Source organism: Diaphorobacter sp. LR2014-1 (assembly GCF_002916785.1).
GTDB classification, from domain to species: Bacteria; Pseudomonadota; Gammaproteobacteria; order Burkholderiales; family Burkholderiaceae_C; genus Diaphorobacter; species Diaphorobacter nitroreducens.
The window spans coordinates 72,231-91,542 of record NZ_MTBE01000012.1; the positions used below are offsets into that span (position 1 = coordinate 72,231).

A 19,312-nucleotide genomic window follows, 5' to 3' on the forward strand; every position below is an offset into this window, starting at 1 on the left:
AGCCTGGACGCGTGGAGCCGGGGTGTATTGGAAAAGATGGCGTCTGCAAGGGCATACATGCGCGGCCTTGCCCAGCAGGGCATCGCTGCGGTCCTGCAGCAGGCCGCCGCCCTTAGCGCCGAGAATCTCCCGGCGCAGCCGCCACGCGTTCGCGCAATGCGTTGTGGAAGTGGCGCTGGTCCTCAAAGCCCAGTTCCTGCGCCACCGTGGCCGGCGCGCCTCCAGCGGCCAGCAGCGCGCGCGGCGTTGATACCCGCGCCTGCACAGGCTTACAAGCCGGCCGCTTGGCGCCGCGCGGCGGCGTACTGGTCTGCGTTCGCAACGCGGCGGGATACGAACTCCGCTCCCAAGCTCAGGGACTGCCTGGACGCAGACGTGGGGTTCATAGCCCCGCCGCTGCGCGCAGCGCCTGGGCTTTGTGCCGCAAGGCTGCCGCACCCGCTGGTGGGGGTCGCCGTGCCTTACAGCCCGGCCGCTGCACGCAGCGCGGCAGCCTTGTCCGTCCTCTCCCAGGTGAACTCGGGTTCCTCGCGGCCGAAGTGGCCGTAGGCGGCGGTCTTCGCGTAGATGGGGCGCAGCAGGTCCAGCATCTGGATGATGCCCTTGGGGCGCAGGTCGAAGTGCTCCTGCACCAGCTGGGCGATCTGGTCGTCGGGGATCACGCCGGTGCCCTCGGTGTACACGGTGATGTTCATCGGGCGCGCCACGCCGATGGCATAAGCCACCTGGATCTGGCACTGGCGCGCCAGGCCGGCGGCCACGATGTTCTTGGCCACGTAGCGCGCAGCGTAGGCGGCGCTGCGGTCCACCTTCGTTGGATCCTTGCCGCTGAATGCGCCGCCGCCGTGCGGGCAGGCGCCGCCGTAGGTGTCCACGATGATCTTGCGGCCCGTCAGGCCGCAGTCGCCCTGCGGCCCGCCGATGACGAAGCGACCCGTGGGGTTGATGAGGTACTTGGTGTCCTGCAGCCATTCCTTGGGCAGCACCGGCTTGATGATCTCCTCGATGATGGCCTCGGTGAAGCTGGCCTTCATCTTGGTAGCCGTCTCGCTCTGGTCGGGGCTGTGCTGGGTGGAGAGCACCACGGTGTCGATGCTGTGGGGCTTGCCGTCCACGTAGCGCATGGTCACCTGGCTCTTGGCGTCCGGGCGCAGGAAGGGCAGGCGGCCGTCCTTGCGCAACTGGGCCTGGCGCTCGACCAGGCGGTGCGCGTAGTAGATGGGCGCGGGCATCAGTTCGGGCGTCTCGTCGCAGGCGTAGCCGAACATCAAGCCCTGGTCGCCCGCGCCGGTGTTCAGGTGGTCGTCGCTGGCGTGGTCCACGCCCTGGGCGATGTCGTTGGACTGCTTGTCGTAGGCCACGAGCACTGCGCAGCCCTTGTAGTCGATGCCGTACTCGGTGTTGTCGTAGCCGATGCGCTGGATGGTGTCGCGCGCCACCTGGATGTAGTCCACGTGTGCGTTGGTGGTGATCTCGCCGGCCAGTACCACCAGGCCGGTGTTGGTCAGCGTCTCGGCTGCCACGCGGCTGCGGGGGTCTTGCGTGAAGATTGCGTCCAGGATGGCGTCGGAGATCTGGTCCGCCACCTTGTCGGGGTGGCCTTCAGAGACCGATTCGGACGTGAAGAGGAAATCGTTCGCCATTTGAATAAACTCCGTGTTGTCAGCATTTGGGCGTTGCCCAGAGCCTCATGGAGCCTCGGCGAACGCTTTAGCAGTTGTGTTTAACGTCGCCCTGCAAGTTGCTCATTTAACTCGGCGACGGCCGTCATTGTAATGTCATCCCTCTTTCGGCTCGTTTCCGCGCTGCCCTTGTGGTTGCTGCATGTCATTGGCGCGGCGCTTGGCTGGGTGGCGTTTTGCGCATCGCCCACCTACCGCCGCCGCTTCATCGACAACGCCGCGCGCGCGGGCTATGCCTTGCGTGACGTGCGTGCGGCCATAGCGCACGCAGGGCGCATGGTGGCTGAGGCGCCGCGTCTGTGGCTGCGACCCGAGCCGCCGGCCTGCGAGATACGCGGGGCTGAATGCGTGCAACGGGCCTGGGGCCAAGGCCGCGGCATCGTGTTCCTCACGCCGCACATTGGCTGTTTCGAGTTGTCGGTGCAGGCGGCGGCGCGGCGCTGGTCGCCGGAGCACGGCCCCATCACCATCCTGTACCGGCCCGCGCGCCAGCGCTGGCTGGCCGAGGTGATGCAGACCGCGCGCAACCGCCCCGGCATCCAGGCCGTGCCCACCACGTTGCAGGGCGTGCGCCAGATGATCAAGGCGCTGCGGCGCGGCGAGGCGGTGGGCCTGCTGCCTGACCAGGTGCCGCCGCAGGGGCTGGGGGTGTGGTCGCCGTTCTTCGGCCGCCCGGCCTACACCATGACGCTGGCTGCGCGTCTGGTGCAGCAGACCGGTGCGGCGGTGATCCTGGCGCGGTGCGAGCGCCTGCCACGCGGGCGCGGCTATGTGCTGCACCTGGAGGATTTGCCCCAGCCGCTGGCGCCTACACTCGACGCGGCCGTGCTGCAGCTCAACCAAGCCATGGAATACCTCATCCGCCAAAGCCCCGACCAATACCTGTGGGGCTATGCCCGCTACAAGCAGCCTCGCGCGGAGATGCATACCTCTGCCGGGGCCGATGCACCGCCGGAGGGCCGCGCATGATGGCGCGCGCGGGCATCGCGCTGCTGAATCTGCTGGGCCGCCTGCCGCTGCCGGCGCTGCGCGCGCTGGGGCGGTTCATCGGCCGGGTGCTGTTCGTGCTGGCCGTGCCGCGGCGCAGGGTGGCGCTGCGCAACCTGGCCCTGTGCTTCCCGGAGGTGCCCGAGCCGCAGCGCCGCGCATGGGCGCGCGAGTCCTTCGTGGTGTTCTGCCAGACCTTCCTGGACCGCGGCTGGTTGTGGTCGGGCTCCGAGGCGCTGGTGCGCAGTCGCGTGAAGCTGGTGGGCGCGCTGCACGAGCTGGAAGGCGACACGCCGACCATCGTCTTCGCGCCGCACTTCTACAGCATGGACGCAGGCGGCCTCGCCTTGCCGCTGAACACACGGCGCGAGTTCACCTCGATCTTCGCCACCAACCCCGACCCGGTGCTGGACGCATGGTTCATGGCGGGCCGCCAGCGCTTTGGCAACGTGCGCATGCTCAACCGCGCCGACGGCGTGAAACCCATCATCTCGTGCCTGCGCAAGGGCGGGCTGCTGTACCTGCTGCCCGACATGGACTACGGCAGGAACGACTCGGTGTTCGTGCCCTTCTTCGCCATGCCGGACGCGGCCACCATCCCGTCACTGTCGCGCTTTGCGCGCCTGGGGCGCGCCAAGGTGGTGGCGCTGTACAGCCGCATGACGCCCGAGGGCTACGTGGCCGAGCTGACCCCCGCCTGGGACCACTTTCCCACCGAGGACCATGTGGCCGACACGGCGCGCATGAACCGCGAGCTGGAAGCCGCCATCCGCACCATGCCCGCGCAGTACTACTGGGTGCACAAGCGCTTCAAGACCCGCCCGGAGGGGCAGGATTCGGTGTATTAGTAAAAATGGCTCTAGCGCTTATCTGGTAAGCGCTAGCAGCTACGGAAATCATAGTTCCTGGCGAAGAAGATCCGCCAGGGTGTCGCGCACCAGCCCCGGCTGCTCGTGCACCACCCAGTGCGTGGCGCCCGGCACCTGCTGCACCTGCAGGCGTGGCACCCAGGCTTGGAGCCCCTGCAGCAGACCGGGCAGCAACGCGGGGTCGTCCATGCCCCACAGCACTTGCGTGGGTACGGACACCTGCAGCATGTCGGCGGGCAGCGTGAGGGAGCGGATGTCCGGCGTCCCGTCGTCCTGGGAAGACGAGGGCAGCGGCGGCCGCAGCGGACTGGCACGGTAGTAGTTGCAAGGCCCGGCAAGCCCCGCAGCCCACTGCGCGCGGTAGTGCGCGCGCAGTGCAGGGGTGAGCCAGCCGGGCGCGCTGCCATCGGCGCGGCGAAAGAAGCCGAACAGGCGCGCGAAATCGTTCTCGGCCAGCAGCGACTCGGCATCGGGGCGGCACAGGAAGTGCATGTACGCACTGGCCTCCTGCTGCGCGGCACTACTCTGCAATTCGCGCAAGAAGGCGCCAGGGTGCGGCGCGTTGATGACCATCAGGCGCTTGAGCAGTCCGGGATGCTGGTTGGCCAGGTTCCAGGCCACGGCCCCGCCCCAGTCGTGTGCCACCAGCGCCGCCAGCGGCGTGCCGGCACCGGCTTCCTGGGCGATCAGCGCGGCGATGTCCTGCACCAGATGTTTGGGGCGGTAGGCCTCTATCGCAGCCGGCGCGCTGGAGGGTGCATAGCCGCGCAGCCAGGGCGCCACGCAGCGGTAGCCGCCGTGTGCCGGATCGGCGAAATGGCCCAGCAGCGTATCCCAGATAAACGCGCCTTCGGGAAAGCCGTGCAGGAACAGCAGCACCGGGCGCCCCGGCATGCCGGCCACGCGGCAGTGCAGCGTGATGCCGTGCGGCAGTGTGTGGGTGATCGTCTCCGCCATACGCTACGCCTTTCATAGCTGCCAGCGCTTGATGGACGGGCGCTGGCGTCAGTTTTGGTCTTCAGATGGCGGCAGGGCTTCCACGGCCGCATCCTCTTTTTGGACGGGGTGGGCCCACTGCCACAGCAGTTGCGCCACTTCGTCCACGCCCTGCTTCTTGAGCGCGGAGAACATCCTGACCTCACCGCCGCCGGCCTGCAGTCGCGTGATGGACAGTGCCTTGGCCTGCTCGGCGCGCGTGAGCTTGTCGGCCTTGGTGAGCAGCACCAGGAACTTGAGCCCTGCCTCCACGCGTGGCCGCACGGCGTTCAGCAGCGCCTCGTCCAGCTCGGTCAGGCCCAGGCGCGGGTCGCACAGCAGCACGATGGCGGTGAGGCTTTCGCGGCTCACCAGGTAGCTCAGCATCACCTGCTGCCAGCGCAGCTTGTCCGAGCGCGACACGGCCGCGTAGCCGTAGCCTGGCAGGTCGGCCAGCACCGCGTCCGTTGCGCCCTGCTTGCCCAGCGCGAACAGGTTGATGTGCTGAGTGCGTCCGGGCTTCTTGGATGCAAACGCCAGTTGGCGCTGCTGGGTGAGGGTGTTGATGCAGGTGGATTTGCCTGCGTTGGAGCGGCCCACGAAGGCGATCTCGGGCACCTCAATGGCGGGCAAATGGTGCAACTGCGCGGCCGTCGTCAGGAAGCGCGCGGTGTGCATCCACCCCATGGCGACCTTGGCGTCCGGCGCTGGCGGGAGGGAGCCAGCAACTGGCGCATGTGATGTGGTCGGCATATATGGGTTTTCCAAGGGATAGGGCGAAACAGGGGGCATTGTAGAATCGCGGGGTTTTGCGCTCATAACACAAGATCCCCCGATATGAAGTTGCTCGCCTCCCTGCTGATGGCTGCCGCACTGGCAGTCCCCGCTGCCTCGGCCCTTGCCGCAGGCGAAACCCCGGCGCCGCAAAAGGCAGCGAAGCCTGATCTCGTGAAGGGCGAGGCCAGCTACGCCGCCGTGTGCGCCGCCTGCCACGCCGCCGACGGCAATTCCACCATCGCAGCCAACCCCAAGCTGGCGCAGCAGCACCCGGAGTACCTGGTCAAGCAGTTGCAGGAGTTCAAGGCCGGCAAGCGCGCTGACCCCATCATGCAAGGCATGGCCGCCATCCTCTCCGAGGACGACATGCGCAACGTGTCGTGGTGGCTGGCCTCCAAGCAAGCCAAGGAAGGCTTTGCCAAGGACAAGGATCTGGTCGCCATGGGCGAACGCATCTACCGCGGCGGCATCCAGGAGCGCAACATTGCTGCCTGCGCCGGCTGCCACAGCCCCAACGGTTCCGGCATTCCTGCCCAGTACCCGCGCCTGTCGGGCCAGCATGCCGACTACACGGTCAAGCAACTGGTGGACTTCCGCGACGGCAAGCGTGGCAACAACGTGCAGATGCGCGACGTCGCCGCCAAGCTCAACGACCGCGAGATCAAGGCCGTGGCTGACTACATTGCCGGTTTGCGTTGATTCACGTCAAATTTCCAGGGGTGCTCCGATGCGCCTTTGGAACCTAGCGCCGATAATCGCACCCAAGACGGGCGGGCTCATCTGAACGGATGGCCCGCCCTTTCTCATGGGCCTACGCACGCAGGGTTGACTGGCGTAGGTGGATTCCTCCCGGCCTTCGCGTCTTTCATGTCTGACACCACTTTCGGTCCTAGCAGCGCCCCCCGGACGCACGCCATGCGGTCGATGACCGAGCTGCTGGCGTCCATGCGCTTCGCGATCGCGTTGCTGACCGTGATCTGCATTGCCTCGGTGATCGGCACGGTGCTCAAGCAGCACGAGCCGGCCGTCAACTATGTGAACCAGTTCGGCCCGTTCTGGGCGGAGGTGTTCCTGGCGCTCAAGCTGAACGCGGTCTACAGCGCCTGGTGGTTCCTCGTGATCCTGGGCTTTCTGGTGGTCAGCACCTCGCTATGCATTGCCCGGCATGCACCCAAGTATCTGGCCGACCTGCGCACCTACAAGGAAGACATCCGCGAGAAGAGCCTGCAGGCGTTCCACCACAAGGCCAGTGCGGAGCTGGCGGCCGAAACGCCCGAGGTGGCCGCGCGCCGCGTGGGGCAGCAACTGGTCGCCAAAGGCTGGAAGGTGCGCCTGCAGCAGCGCCAGACCCCGGCGGGTGACGGCTGGATGGTGGCCGCCAAGGCCGGTGCCGCCAACAAGCTGGGCTATATCGCCGCGCACAGCGCCATCGTGCTGGTGTGCCTGGGCGGCCTGCTCGACGGCGATCTCGTCGTGCGGGCACAGATGTGGTTTGGTGGCAAGACGCCCTATGCGGGCTCTGGCCTGATCTCCGAGGTCAAGCCCGAACACCGGCTGTCCGAGCGCAATCCCACGTTCCGCGGCAATCTTGTGGTGGCCGAGGGCACGCAGTCCGGCACCGCCATCCTGAGCCAGTCCGACGGCGTACTGCTGCAGGAACTGCCGTTTGCCGTCGAGCTCAAGAAGTTCATCGTGGAGCATTACTCCACCGGTATGCCCAAGCTGTTCGCCAGCGAGATCGTGATCCACGACCGCGCCACGGGCGAGGCCACGCCGGCGCGCGTGGAGGTCAACCATCCCGTGAGCTACCGGGGCATCGAAATCTACCAATCCAGCTTTGACGATGGCGGCTCCGAAGTGCACCTGCGTGCGCGTCCCATGGCGCCGGGCGCGGAGCCCTTCGATGTGCAAGGCGTGATCGGCGGCTCCACGCGCCTCACGCACTCGGGCTCGGGCGAAGGCATGACGCTGGAGTTCACGGGGCTGCGGGTGCTCAATGTGGAGAACTTCGGCGATACCGGCGCCAGCGGTTCGGGCGCCGACGTGCGCAAGGTGGATCTGCGCGAATCGATCGAATCGCGCCTGGGTGCCGGTAACAAGACCGTGAGCAAGCGCGAACTGCGCAACGTAGGCCCCAGCATCACCTACAAGCTGCGCGATGCGGCGGGCCAGGCGCGGGAGTTCCACAATTTCATGCTGCCCGTGGACACGGGCGACGGTCAGCCCATGTATTTGCTGGGTGTGCGTGAGACCCCCGCGGAGCCCTTCCGCTACCTGCGCGTGCCGGTGGATGCCGAGGGTGGCATGGACGGCTTCTTGCGCATGCGCCTGGCCCTGGCCGATCCGCAGATGCGCGAGCTGGCGGTGCGTCGCTACGCGGCAGCGGCCGTGGATGGGGCGCGCCCCGAGCTGGCCGAGCAACTCGCGCAGTCGGCGGGGCGCGCGCTCGCGCTGTTCGCCGGTGCGATCGACGAGCCTGCTGCGGCGGGCGGCCGGCCGCGCGGCGGGCTGCAGGCGATCTCGGACTTCATGGAGGCCAATGTGCCCGAAGACGAGCGCAACCGCGCCAGCGAGGTGTTGGTGCGCATCCTCAACGGCGCCTTGTTCGAACTGGCGCAGATCACCCGCGAACGTGCAGGCCTGGCCCCCTTGCCACAGAATGGCGCAACGCAGGCGTTCATGACGCAGGCGGTGTTGAGCCTGAGCGATGCACAGGCCTATCCGGTGCCCCTGGCGTTCGAGCTGCGTGACTTCAAGCAGGTGCAGGCCAGCGTGTTCCAGGTGGCGCGCGCGCCGGGCAAGAACGTGGTGTACCTGGGCTGCGCGCTGCTGATCATCGGCGTGTTTGCCATGCTCTACGTGCGTGAACGCCGCGTATGGGTCTGGCTGGCGCCGCAGGACGCGGGCGCCCGCGCGACGATGGCGCTGTCCACCAACCGCAAGACGCTGGACGCGGATCGTGAATTCGCGCAGCTCACCACCCAATTGATCGGAACATCCCCGCACGGAGGTGCCTCATGAATACAGCCACGACCACGCTCACGTTGAGCGAAGGGTATTTCGCACGCCGCAGCTGGTGGGACTGGCTGTTTGCGTTGTTGGTGGTCGCGGGGGGCGTGTTCGCGCTGCAGCGCTATGCGGCGTACATGGATGTGTATGAGAAGGCCATTTTGCTGGGCTCCATTCCCAGCGCGATCTGGCTGGGCTGGTTCTGGCGCCCGCTGAGCACACTGATGCTGATGGTGGCCGCGTGCTCGCTGCTGGCCATCGGGCTGTACCAGAACAATGGCGCGGGCGACCTGGCGCGCGCGGACACGATCTTCGGACTCAAGTACTTTCTGTCGAGCCAGTCGGCCATCCTGTGGATGAGCATGCTGTTCTTCATGAGCACCGCGTTCTATTGGGTGGGCATGCTCTCGCGCGGTCAAGGGCAGACGATGATGCGCATCGGCTCGCGCATTGCGTGGGTGGCCGTGGCGCTGGCATTGATCGGCACCATGGTGCGCTGGTACGAAAGCTACCTGATCGGCCCGGATATCGGCCACATCCCGGTGAGCAACCTCTACGAGGTGTTCGTCATGTTCTGCTGGATGACGGCCGTGTTCTACCTGTACTACGAGGAGCAGTACGAAACCCGCGCGCTGGGCGGCTTCGTGATGCTGGTGGTGAGCGCCGCCGTGGGCTTTCTGCTGTGGTACACGGTCGTGCGCGAGGCGCATGAGATCCAGCCGCTGGTGCCCGCGCTCAAGAGCTGGTGGATGAAGCTGCATGTGCCGGCCAACTTCATCGGCTACGGCACCTTCGCGCTGTCAGCCATGGTGGCCTTTGCTTACCTGATCAAACAGCAGGCGAGCGAAACGCGCTGGTGGAAACTGGCACCGCTGTGGCTGTTGGGCGTGGTGCTGTGCTTTGAGCCCATCGTCTTTCGCCAGGGCGCGGCCGACAACGGCGGTGGCTACTGGATGGTGTATTTCGGCGTTTCTGCGCTGATCGTGGCGGGCATCTTGCTGGCGCGCCGGCGCATTGCCGAGCGGTTGCCGTCCTTCGAGATCCTGGACGATGTGATGTACAAGTCCATCGCCGTGGGCTTTGCGTTCTTTACCATCGCCACGGTCCTGGGAGCGCTGTGGGCCGCGGAGGCCTGGGGCGGTTACTGGAGCTGGGACCCCAAGGAAACCTGGGCGCTGATCGTGTGGCTCAACTACGCGGCATGGCTGCACATGCGGCTGATGAAGGGTTTGCGCGGCACCATGTCGGCGTGGTGGGCGCTGGTGGGCCTGGCGGTGACCACCTTCGCCTTTCTGGGCGTGAACATGTTCCTGAGCGGGCTGCACAGCTACGGAACCTTGTAACCCTCGGCGTCCAAGGGGGGACCCTGCGGGCCCTGCGGGCAGTCTGTGTCTCATGCAGACTGTGGCAGATGCGGCTGCCAGAAGGACCCCCATGTTGATTCCTACCCGAGACAACGGTTACATCCCCCCTTGCGCCGGCGAGATCACGCCGCGCGCCGTCTATGAGCAGCGACGCGCCATGCTCCGCCTGCTGGCAGCGGGTGCTGGTGGCGCGGCGATGGCCGGCTGGGCAGGGCGTGTTGCCCTCGCTGACGAAGTCCGCCGCCCGGGGAGGCTCGCACCCCTGCCGGGTGCGCCGTCCGCCGTGCCGGGCGCGGTGACCATGGAGAAGGTCACCGAGTACCAAGATGCCACCACGTACAACAATTTCTACGAATTCGGCACGGACAAGAGCGACCCCGCGCGCAATGCCCATACCCTGAAAACCCGTCCCTGGACCGTAGAAGTGGAAGGCTTGGTCAACAAGCCACGGCGCTTCGATATCGACGAGCTGCTCAAGCTCAGCGCGCAGGAGGAGCGCATCTACCGTCTGCGCTGCGTCGAGGGCTGGTCCATGGTGATCCCCTGGGTGGGGTACTCGTTGGCAGAGTTGATCAAGCGGGTGGAGCCGCAGGGCAGTGCCAAGTACGTCGAGTTCGTCACGCTGGCGGACAAAGCCACCATGCCTTACGTGGGCTCGCGTGTGCTGGACTGGCCTTACACCGAAGGCCTGCGCTTGGACGAGGCCATGCATCCGCTCACGCTGCTCGCCTTCGGCATGTATGGCGAGGTGCTGCCTAATCAGAATGGCGCACCGGTGCGCATCGTCGTGCCGTGGAAGTACGGCTTCAAGAGCGCCAAGAGCATCGTCAAGATCCGCTTCGTCGAGAAGGAGCCTGGTACCGCGTGGAACAAGGCTGCACGGCGGGAGTACGGCTTTTATTCCAACGTGAATCCGGATGTGGACCACCCGCGCTGGAGCCAGGCCACCGAACGGCGTATCGGCGAGGGCGGACTGTTCGCCAAGAAGCGCAAGACCCTGCTGTTCAATGGCTACGAGGCCCAGGTGGGACAGCTCTACGCGGGCATGGATCTGCGCAAGTTCTACTGATGGTGCATGCACGCCTTTCGGGCAGTACTCCCGCGCTGGCGGGTCGCGGCTGGGGCGCGCGCGTGTTGTTGCACCCTGCAGCCAAGCCGGTGCTGTTTGTGCTGTGCCTGCTACCACTGGCCTGGCTGGTGTATGGGGCGGTCGCCGATCGCCTGGGCGCCAACCCTGCCGAAGCCCTGATCCGCTCCACGGGCGACTGGACGCTGCGCATGCTGTGCCTCACCCTGGCAGTCACACCCCTGAGGCTGGTGCTGGCCCAGCCGCCGCTGGCACGCTTTCGGCGCATGCTGGGGCTGTACACCTTCGCCTACGCGGCACTCCACTTGCTGTGCTACGGCTGGTTCGACATGGGGCTGGATGTGCCGGAAATCCTTCGTGACGTGCTCCAGCGCCCCTTCATCCTGGTGGGCATGGGCTGCTTTGCGGTGCTCCTGGCGCTGGCGGCCACGTCGTTCAACCGGGCCATGCGCTGGATGGGCGGGCGGCGCTGGCAGCAACTGCACCGCGGCGTGTACCTGGCCGCGGGGCTGGCGATCCTGCACTTTTTCTGGATGCGGTCGGGCAAGAACGACTTTGTCGAGGTGGCGGTCTATGCCGCCATCCTGGCGGCGTTGCTGCTCGCTCGGCCTTGGTTGCGCCGGCGCCGCCGTGCGGACTGATTGCTATTATTTAGATAGCTGCTAGCGCTTTCTGGGTAAGCGCTAGAGCCGATTTTCTATCAAACCTTCAGGCGCGCACGGCCTGCAGCGCAGGGCGCACCTGGCGGGTGACGGGATCGATGTGACCCGTGGGGATCTGGTAGGCGCGGTCATCAAACAGGTCGATGCCACACATCAGGCTGTCGAGCCATTGGAAGAAGTCGTCGATGGCCGGCTTGCCCATGATGGGCGCGCCGTGCTGCGGAACCACCATGGCGATGTCCAGTTGCCGCGCCATGCGCGTCCACAGGCGCAGGATCTTGTTGGAGACCATGTAGCGGCGGTGAAAGCCTTCCATGCGCGGAATGTGCGGTGCCAGATGGGTCACCGGCACGCGCGCGTCGGCGCCCGAGGTCATGGAGACGCCCAGGTCGCCCGTGAACAGGATGCGGCTGACCGGGTCGTAGAAGTGGAAGTTGCCTTCGGAATGCATGAAATGCGCCGGCAGCAGCACCAGCTCGTGCCGGCCCAGCGGCAGGCGGCCGCCGCTGTCGGGCACCCCGATGATGCGGTTCTCGGTTTTGCCGAGCTTGGTGAAGTGCGGCGCGAAGCGCTCCCAGATGCGTGAGATGACCAGCGTCGCCTTGGTGCTGCTCAACCAGCGGTCCAGCGAGGCGATGATGTCGGGGTCGGCGTGCGACGCAATCAGGTAGGACAGCTTGTGGGGCGGAAAGTGCTTGGACATGCCCATGAACAACTCGTTGAACGCCAGATTGCCGCCCGGGTCGATGATGGCGCCCGTGTCGTCGTCCACGATCAGGAACTGGTTGGCCTGAACCGCCTGCCCATCCTCCTCGACAAGGTCCGAGAACATCAGACAAGCGTGGTTCTTGTCCCGGTAGAGTTCAAGAGGTTCCTGAGGCATGCACGTGACTCCGCAATGAAAGTGCAATAGTACTCAGGGCGAAATGGTTATTCCTTGATGGTTATCAAGGGTTGCCCTGCGGTACCAGCTTTTCGCTGCGGAAGATGTCGTTCACGCTTTCGCGCGTGCGGATGAGGTGGGCTCGCGCTCCGTCCACCAGCACCTCGGCGGGTCGGGGGCGGGTGTTGTAGGTGCTCCCCATGGAACTGCAGTACGCCCCGGCGGACAGCACCGCCAGCATATCGCCCGCTGCCACCGCCAGGTTGCGGTCACGGCCGATCCAGTCCCCGCTTTCGCAGATCGGGCCGACGACGTCATACACGTGCGACACGGCCGTCGGGGTGGCCGCCTGCAGGGGCACGATGGCGTGGTAGGCCTGGTACATCGCCGGACGCGGCAAATCGTTCATGGCCGCATCGACGACGCAGAAGTTCTTTTGCTCGCCGGGCTTGAGGTAGAGCACCTCCGTCAGGCAAACACCGGCGTTGCCCACCAAGGAGCGACCGGGCTCGATCATCAATTGGCGGTCACCGTAGCCGCGCGCGTCCAGCTTGGCCAACAGCTTGGCCCACAGCGCGTCGGCCCGTGGTGGCGTGTCGCCGTTGTAATCGATGCCCAAACCACCGCCAAAATCGATGTGGTGGACCGCGATGCCTGCGGCCTCGATGGCTTGCACGAGGTCCAGCATGCGATCCATGGCGTCCAGATACGGGCTCTCTTCCGTGATCTGGGAGCCGATGTGGCAATCGATGCCCACCACGCGCAAGCCGGGCAGGGCGGCTGCGCGCTGGTAGGTGGCGACCGTGCGTTCATGGGCGATACCGAACTTGTTGCCCTTGAGGCCCGTGGAAATGTAGGGGTGGGTCTTGGCGTCCACGTTGGGATTGACACGAATGCTGATCGGTGCGCGCAATCCCATGGATTGGGCCACTTCGCTCAGCACGTCGAGTTCTGCCTCGCTCTCCACGTTGAAGCAGCCAATGCCGACCTCCAGCGCCTGGCGCATTTCTGCGCGCGTCTTGCCTACGCCGGAAAAGATCACCTTCGCCGGGTCGCCGCCGGCTGCAATCACGCGTTGCAGTTCGCCGGCAGAAACGATGTCGAAGCCGCAGCCATGGCGTGCGAAAAGCTGCAGGACAGCGAGCGACGAGTTCGCTTTCATGGCATAGCAGATCTGCACCTTGCGCCCAGCGAACCCGCGCTGGTAGGCCCCCAGGGCGTCCAGCATGGCTGCCTGGGAATAGACGTAGAGGGGCGTGCCGAACTCCCGGGCCAGGTCGGCAAGGCGAAGGCCCTCCAACTGAAGCGCTTGGTCGTGGTAGTGCAAGTGGGGGTGGCCGGGCAGAACGGGATGGGTCATGGACGGGTGGTAGAAGCGGAATCGGCTGGCGACGAGGCGGGAGCCCGCGAGGCGGCGGGGTTGAGGGTTTCAGGGAGTGTGGCGCGCTGCGCGGCAGTCGGGTCCGTGGGCAGGTAAAGCGGACCCCGTTGGCCACAGGCCGCGAAGGCTGCCGTGCTCACAGCAAGGACAATCGTCCTGACTAGAATTTGACGAGCTCTGAACATACGCAAATTGTAATGACCGACCTCGAATTCATGGACCGTGCAGAAAAGCTGCTGCTGGCGGTGGAACAAAGCTGCGACCGTATCAACGACACTACTGACGCCGATCTGGATGGCCAGCGTACGGGGGGCATGGTGACCATCACTTTCCGCAACCGCAGCCAGATCGTGATCAACCTTCAAAAGCCGCTGCACGAGATATGGATGGCGGCGCAATCCGGCGGATATCACTTCCGCCATGACGGGACGTCGTGGATGGATACCAAGGGTGCCGGTGAGTTCTTTGCAGCGCTCAGCCACAACGCCACTTTGCAAGCGGGGCAAGCGCTCCAGTTCACCGACTAGCGGCGACAGCGCGGCTCGGCCAACAAGCGAAGGGCTGCGCAAATGATTGCGCGGGCGCACAGGCCCGCCTCTTCATTAATTACGGAATAGGTCGAGGATGCGGTTGCGCTCTTCGGGTGGAGGCGGTGTTCCCGGAGCCGGCGCACCGTCGGTGGGGGCGGCGCTCTCCATACCCACACTGGCGACGCCCGCGTTGCGTGCATATTCTTCGTAGAACCATTCGCCACTCACGTTCACGACGCCAGCGGGTACGGTGGGCTCTGCCACAGGGACGCCCTTAAGCGCTTTTTCCATGAAGCTGATCCAGACCGGCAGGCTGAGTCCGCCACCGGTCTCACGGCTTCCGAGGTTGCGCGGCGTGTCATAACCGATCCACGTCACAGCAGCCAGCGTGGGCTGGAAGCCTGCAAACCACGCATCGACTGCGTCATTGGTCGTTCCTGTCTTGCCATAGATATCGGGGCGTTTGAGCGTGGCCTGTGCACGTGCCGCCGTGCCGGAGCGCGCGACTTCCTGAAGCATGCTGTTCATGATGAACGCGTTGCGTGGCTCAATGGCGCGGGGGTTGTCTGCGACGGCGCGAGGTTGGAAATCCGACAGGATGCGTCCCTTGTGGTCCGTGACACGGGTGATGAGATAGGGGTTGATGCGGTAGCCGCCGTTGGCAAACACCGCGTAGGCCGAAGCGAGCTGCATCGGGGTGACAGAGCCTGCGCCCAGCGCCATCGTCAGATAGGGGGGATGCTTGTCGGCTTCGAATCCGAAACGGGTCACCCAGTCCTGCCCGTTCTTGGGGCCGACAGCCTGCAGGATGCGAATGGAAACGACGTTCTTGGAGCGGGCAAGCCCTGCGCGCATGGTCATGGGACCGTCGTACTTGCCATCGTAGTTCTTGGGCTCCCAGGGTTGCCCGCCTGTCACGCCCGCACTGAAGAACAGGGGAGCATCGTTGATCACCGTGGCAGGTGTGAAGCCCTTTTCCAGAGCGGCGGAGTAGATGAACGGCTTGAATGCCGAACCTGGCTGGCGCCAGGCCTGGGTGACATGGTTGAACTTGTTCTTGTCGAAGTCAAAGCCGCCCACCAGGGCACGGATGGCACCGGAACGCGGATCGATGGCCACGAAAGCACCTTCCACCTCAGGAAGCTGGGTGATTTCCCAAGTCTTCTTGGGTGTTTGTACGACCCTGATGACCGCGCCCCGGCGCAGTTTGATGTTGGGCGGGGCTTTCTCGCTGAGTCCGGACTGCGCGGGCTTGAGGCCTTCGCCCGTGATCTCGATCTGTTCGCCATCGGCGCGGGCCGCCAGAATCCTCTTGGCGTTGACCTCCAGCACGACCGCGGCGAGCACATTGCCGTTATCCGGATGGTTGGCCAGAGCGTCGTCGATGGCGTCTTCGGTCTCCTCAGACGCGGAGGGCAGGCTGACAAACCGCTCAGGCCCGCGGTAATGCTGTCGGCGCTCGTAGTCCATGATGCCCTTGCGCAACGCGGTGTAGGCTGTCTCCTGCTCGCCGGCATTCAGCGTGGTGTACACATTCAATCCGCGCGTGTATGCCTCGGGGCCGTACTGCGCGTAGATGAGTTGACGCGCCATCTCGGCCACGTACTCCGCATGGATGCGGGTCGAGTCCGTCGACGAGCGCAGCTTGAGATCTTCTCGCTTTGCAGCAGTGGCTTCCTCGGCAGTGATGAAGCCGTTTTCCAGCATGCGATCAATGATGTACAGCTGCCGGATCCTTGCGCGCTTGGGGTTGGAGATGGGGTTGTAAGCGGATGGGGCCTTCGGAAGGCCAGCAAGCATGGCTGCTTCGGCAATGGATATGGACTTCAGCGGCTTGCCAAAATAAGTTTCTGCGGCTGCTGCAAATCCATAGGCGCGATTTCCCAGATAAATCTGGTTCATGTAGATCTCGAGAATCTGGTTTTTTGTTAACAGATGCTCGAGCTTGAATGTGAGTAATATTTCGTAAATTTTTCTGGTAAAAGTTTTTTCGGAAGAAAGATAAACATTTCGCGCCACTTGCATGGTAATAGTGGAAGCACCCTGGCTTTTTACGCGTCCTAGATTGGCCAGCGCAGCGCGCAACACCCCTTTGTAGTCCACGCCACCGTGCTGGAAGAAGCGTGCGTCTTCGATCGCCAACACTGCATTGGTCATCACAGGGGGGATGTCCTGGATGGGCGTCAAGTTGCGCCGCTCCTCACCGAACTCTCCCAGCAATGCGCCTTCTGCGGAGTACACCCGCAGGGGTAGCTTAGGGCGGTAGTCCGCCAGATCGGACACATCAGGCAGATTGGGATATGCCACCGCAAGGCCCAGTCCGATGGCGAGAGCACCGGTCAACGTTGCGGCGACGCCCAGGCCAAGGATCCACGTGAACCCCAGCAGAAGCCAGCGCACGGCGCGTGGCATTGAGGATGTGGGCGGGGAAGATGTTCTGTCGGGAGGCTGTGGCATAGGGTCTCGATACGAGGCAACCCGTCATTATAAAAATCTTGGCGTTTCGGCTTGGCTGGGACGCCTTGCCTTGGTCACCGCGCGAAAAATAGGACCGACGATTCAGCGATAGCACCTGAAAATCGTCTGCTTTTGACAACGCCGCTTTTGTGTGAGAAAGGTAAAACTCTTGGCTGGTGAAGAACCTTACTGATAGCATTCATGTGAAGTGTTAAGTTTTGTTGCGTCATATAGATAAGTAGCGGAGGGGCACCTTGATCTCAATGGGGTCGTTGTTCAGTCGTCAGTCTGCCCCATTGCTGGGTGTGGACATCAGCTCTTCCAGCGTCAAGCTGGTGGAGTTGGGACGAGATAAGGGAGGGGCGCTGGTTCTCGAGTGCTGTGCAATCGAGCAACTGGAGCGTGGGTGGATCACGGATGGCAACATCGAAAAGTTCGATGAAGTCGCCGAGGCGTTGCGTCGCGTTGTGAAGAAGAGCGGGACCAAAACCAAGAATGTCGCCCTTGCATTGCCATCCTCTGCTGTGATCACCAAGCGCATCACGCTGCCCGGCGGGATGTCCGAGCAGGAACTGGAAGTGCAGGTGGAATCCGAAGCCAACCAGTACATTCCTTTTTCGCTGGACGAGGTGAGCCTCGACTTCTGCGTGGTGGGCCCCAGCAAGAGCGCGCCAGGCGATGTCGACGTGCTGATTGCGGCCTCTCGCAAAGAGAAGGTGCAAGATCGTCAAGGTCTCGCGGAGGCGGCTGGACTGAAGCCCGTGGTCGTCGACATTGAGTCGCATGCGGCACGCTTGGCAGCAGGGCGGCTGATTGAAGGGTTGCCCAATCGGGCTAGCCGTTCTCGGAAAGAGTTGCTAAGGTAGCCCTGATTGGCCCACAATGCGCCCCAGTCAACGACTGGGGCGCTTCTTTGTCTGAGGTGAAATCGCTTCCAGGAGCGGTTTCGTCCGGCGAATGGCCTTGGCGGTTCCCTCCGACCGCCGCCGGCATCCAGGTCAACCACTGCCGGAACCCTAAGTGCGCCAACTTTGGCGTACCGCCCCACAACGAGTCCAAGCGTGGGGCCGCCGCCCGAAAGCCGGGTGGATACGCACCCGGAGACTACCGCGTTGTCGCCAGCGGTAAGGGTCAACCAAATCTGTTTTGCCACCTTTGCAGGGAAAGCTTTCCCATGCAGAGCAATCTGGCCATCGCGGAAGAGTTATTGCGAATCGGCAGATACCTGGAGCCCCAGCTTCCAACGTGTCCCAACGAGGACTGCGAGCTATTCCGCAAAGCCGAACCTGAACATAGTGGGCGGCACACAAGATTCGGAACTAACGCACACGGCACGCCGCGATTCAAGTGCGGAGCCTGTCGAAAGATATTCGTCTTTGGCGGTCGCTCGACAAAGCGCCAACAGAAAACCCATCCGAACATTGGCATATTCGAGCATCTGATGAATTCGATGCCCTTGCGGCGAATCATCAAGGTGCTGGGAATTTCGCCTGCTATTCTCTACGACCGAATCGACTTTATCCACGAGCAATGCCAGATTTTTGCTGGCGAGCGAGAGCGCGGGCTTCTTGACCGGGAGGACCTCGGCAAGAGGTATATCTCGACCGACCGACAAAAGCTCATTGTCAACTGGTCGGACCGGAAGAGCAGAAAGAACACTGTCCTCCTTTCCATCGCGAGCGCCGACCAAATAACAGGCTACCTGTACGCGGCGAACGTCAACTTCGATGGCGAGATGGATAGTGAGAAGGTCAAGGAGGAGATGACCAAATTCGGCGACCAGCGATTGGCAAAACCCTTTCGACGGTTTGCTCGGGTTTGGTTACCCCAAGACTGGGATGACGCTGCGGTACGGGCTGCCGCGAGCCGTAAGGGCACCCGACGGGCCAGCGAGGAGCCAACTGAGCTGCCTGGGGAGCTGCTCGCGGCTGTCAAGGACACCTATGACGCGGCTCAGGAGCGCGAGGACATCGAGAGCGGCGACGACCCCTCGACGGCGACCAGGGCGCCGGCCAAGGGCATGCTCTTGCACGAGCAGACCGTCATGGCGGCACATATTCAGTTCGTGACGAGATTGCTGCAGAAGGCAGAGAAACTAAGATTCTTCGTTGACCAAGAATCTGGTATTCGGGCTGCAATCTTGGTGAGCGTTCCGGAGCGCGTTCTAAATAGGACCGCAGACGCATTCTACGTAAAGGTCCTCAAGGAATTCACGGTTGACCAGAAGAAGGGGATTGTTGGCGCTGCCAAGCGGCGACTCCGGAAGGTAATGAGTGACGCCGGAGTTGACGAGGAAGAGGCCAGCTTAATCCTGGCCCTGGAAGAGTTAAGCAGCCCAACACTTATTGGCAAGTGGGGCGACCCTTGGTTTCGACATCCAATCGCGGACATGCGAGAGCCACAAAAGGGAGTTTCGTGGCTCACTGATATTGACGAACCCGAGACTGACCCGGAAAAGCGGAGTGACCAGCTTCGTCATTTTGCCCGGCTGCACCTGAAGGCGTCATTGACGGCTGTTGATAGATTCTTCATGCAAGTTCGACGGGCGCTCACGGTAGCCGAACGAGGGGTTATCAGCGCGAGCGCCGACAGAAGACTTTGGTTTGGTAAGAATGCCTATAACCCAGCGGTTCTGGTGAAACTGGTAGA

The 19,312-nt window shown here is 63.9% G+C and carries 16 protein-coding genes and 1 pseudogene; 10 read left to right on the forward strand and 7 right to left on the reverse strand.

Annotated elements, in window-relative coordinates:
* Positions 1-461 precede the first annotated feature (461 nt).
* Complete coding sequence (gene metK, locus BV908_RS10960) at positions 462-1,643, reverse strand: methionine adenosyltransferase (protein ID WP_011804156.1); 1,182 nt, start codon at positions 1,641-1,643, stop codon at positions 462-464.
* 132 nt (positions 1,644-1,775) lie between these two features.
* Here metK and BV908_RS10965 point away from each other — a divergent pair, with 132 nt between their 5' ends.
* Positions 1,776-2,651 carry a lysophospholipid acyltransferase family protein gene (locus BV908_RS10965; protein ID WP_011804157.1) on the forward strand — a complete coding sequence of 292 codons (876 nt, stop codon included), beginning with the start codon at positions 1,776-1,778 and terminating at the stop codon, positions 2,649-2,651.
* Positions 2,648-3,517 (forward strand): lipid A biosynthesis acyltransferase, encoded by an 870-nt coding sequence (locus tag BV908_RS10970; RefSeq protein ID WP_103738145.1) that lies wholly within the window; start codon positions 2,648-2,650, stop codon positions 3,515-3,517. Before BV908_RS10965 ends, BV908_RS10970 begins: the two co-directional genes overlap by 4 nt.
* 48 nt (positions 3,518-3,565) lie before the next feature.
* Here BV908_RS10970 and BV908_RS10975 read toward each other — a convergent pair whose 3' ends face one another.
* Positions 3,566-4,495: an alpha/beta hydrolase gene (locus tag BV908_RS10975; protein ID WP_103738146.1), complete on the reverse strand. Its 930-nt coding sequence runs from the start codon at positions 4,493-4,495 to the stop codon at positions 3,566-3,568.
* A gap of 48 nt (positions 4,496-4,543) precedes the next feature.
* Positions 4,544-5,266: a ribosome biogenesis GTP-binding protein YihA/YsxC gene (yihA, locus tag BV908_RS10980; RefSeq protein WP_047350979.1), complete on the reverse strand. Its 723-nt coding sequence runs from the start codon at positions 5,264-5,266 to the stop codon at positions 4,544-4,546.
* A gap of 84 nt (positions 5,267-5,350) precedes the next feature.
* Between yihA and BV908_RS10985 the strand changes: the two genes are divergently transcribed.
* The 5 genes from BV908_RS10985 (at position 5,351) to BV908_RS11005 (ending at position 11,391) form a co-directional block, all read left to right on the forward strand.
* Positions 5,351-5,989, forward strand: a complete 639-nt coding sequence (locus tag BV908_RS10985; protein WP_012655688.1) for a c-type cytochrome — start codon at positions 5,351-5,353, stop codon at positions 5,987-5,989.
* A 168-nt stretch (positions 5,990-6,157) separates the two neighbouring features.
* A complete protein-coding gene (locus BV908_RS10990) occupies positions 6,158-8,311 on the forward strand; it encodes a cytochrome c biogenesis protein ResB (protein WP_103738147.1) in 2,154 nt (717 codons plus the stop codon).
* Positions 8,308-9,642 (forward strand): c-type cytochrome biogenesis protein CcsB, encoded by a 1,335-nt coding sequence (ccsB, locus tag BV908_RS10995; protein WP_103738148.1) that lies wholly within the window; start codon positions 8,308-8,310, stop codon positions 9,640-9,642. The genes BV908_RS10990 and ccsB overlap by 4 nt, the downstream gene beginning before the upstream one ends.
* Before the next feature lie 91 nt (positions 9,643-9,733).
* Positions 9,734-10,732, forward strand: a complete 999-nt coding sequence (gene msrP, locus BV908_RS11000; protein WP_103738149.1) for a protein-methionine-sulfoxide reductase catalytic subunit MsrP — start codon at positions 9,734-9,736, stop codon at positions 10,730-10,732.
* Entirely contained in the window at positions 10,732-11,391 is a 660-nt protein-coding gene (locus tag BV908_RS11005) for a protein-methionine-sulfoxide reductase heme-binding subunit MsrQ (RefSeq protein WP_210434016.1), read from the forward strand. Before msrP ends, BV908_RS11005 begins: the two co-directional genes overlap by 1 nt.
* A 67-nt stretch (positions 11,392-11,458) precedes the next feature.
* Here BV908_RS11005 and BV908_RS11010 read toward each other — a convergent pair whose 3' ends face one another.
* The 3 genes from BV908_RS11010 to BV908_RS22965 all read right to left on the reverse strand — a co-directional run bounded on the left by BV908_RS11010 (position 11,459) and on the right by BV908_RS22965 (position 13,861).
* Positions 11,459-12,295: an MBL fold metallo-hydrolase gene (locus BV908_RS11010; RefSeq protein ID WP_011804166.1), complete on the reverse strand. Its 837-nt coding sequence runs from the start codon at positions 12,293-12,295 to the stop codon at positions 11,459-11,461.
* Positions 12,296-12,359: 64 nt separating this feature from the next.
* Positions 12,360-13,655: a diaminopimelate decarboxylase gene (lysA, locus tag BV908_RS11015; protein ID WP_103738150.1), complete on the reverse strand. Its 1,296-nt coding sequence runs from the start codon at positions 13,653-13,655 to the stop codon at positions 12,360-12,362.
* Positions 13,652-13,861, reverse strand: a complete 210-nt coding sequence (locus tag BV908_RS22965; RefSeq protein WP_011804168.1) for a lipoprotein — start codon at positions 13,859-13,861, stop codon at positions 13,652-13,654. The genes lysA and BV908_RS22965 overlap by 4 nt, the downstream gene beginning before the upstream one ends.
* A 12-nt stretch (positions 13,862-13,873) precedes the next feature.
* Between BV908_RS22965 and cyaY the strand changes: the two genes are divergently transcribed.
* Positions 13,874-14,203 (forward strand): iron donor protein CyaY, encoded by a 330-nt coding sequence (cyaY, locus tag BV908_RS11025; protein ID WP_011804179.1) that lies wholly within the window; start codon positions 13,874-13,876, stop codon positions 14,201-14,203.
* 75 nt (positions 14,204-14,278) lie between these two features.
* On the opposite strand, the gene BV908_RS11030 is transcribed toward cyaY, so the two are convergent.
* A complete protein-coding gene (locus tag BV908_RS11030) occupies positions 14,279-16,663 on the reverse strand; it encodes a penicillin-binding protein 1A (RefSeq protein ID WP_103738151.1) in 2,385 nt (794 codons plus the stop codon).
* 254 nt (positions 16,664-16,917) lie between these two features.
* On the opposite strand from BV908_RS11030, the pseudogene pilM reads away from it, so the two are divergent.
* Positions 16,918-17,496 (forward strand): annotated as a pseudogene (gene pilM, locus BV908_RS11035) (type IV pilus assembly protein PilM); the annotation flags it as partial.
* Positions 17,497-17,837: 341 nt separating this feature from the next.
* Positions 17,838-19,312, forward strand: a 1,475-nt coding sequence (locus BV908_RS11040) for a hypothetical protein (protein WP_146052208.1), incomplete at its 3' end; no start/stop codon positions are given.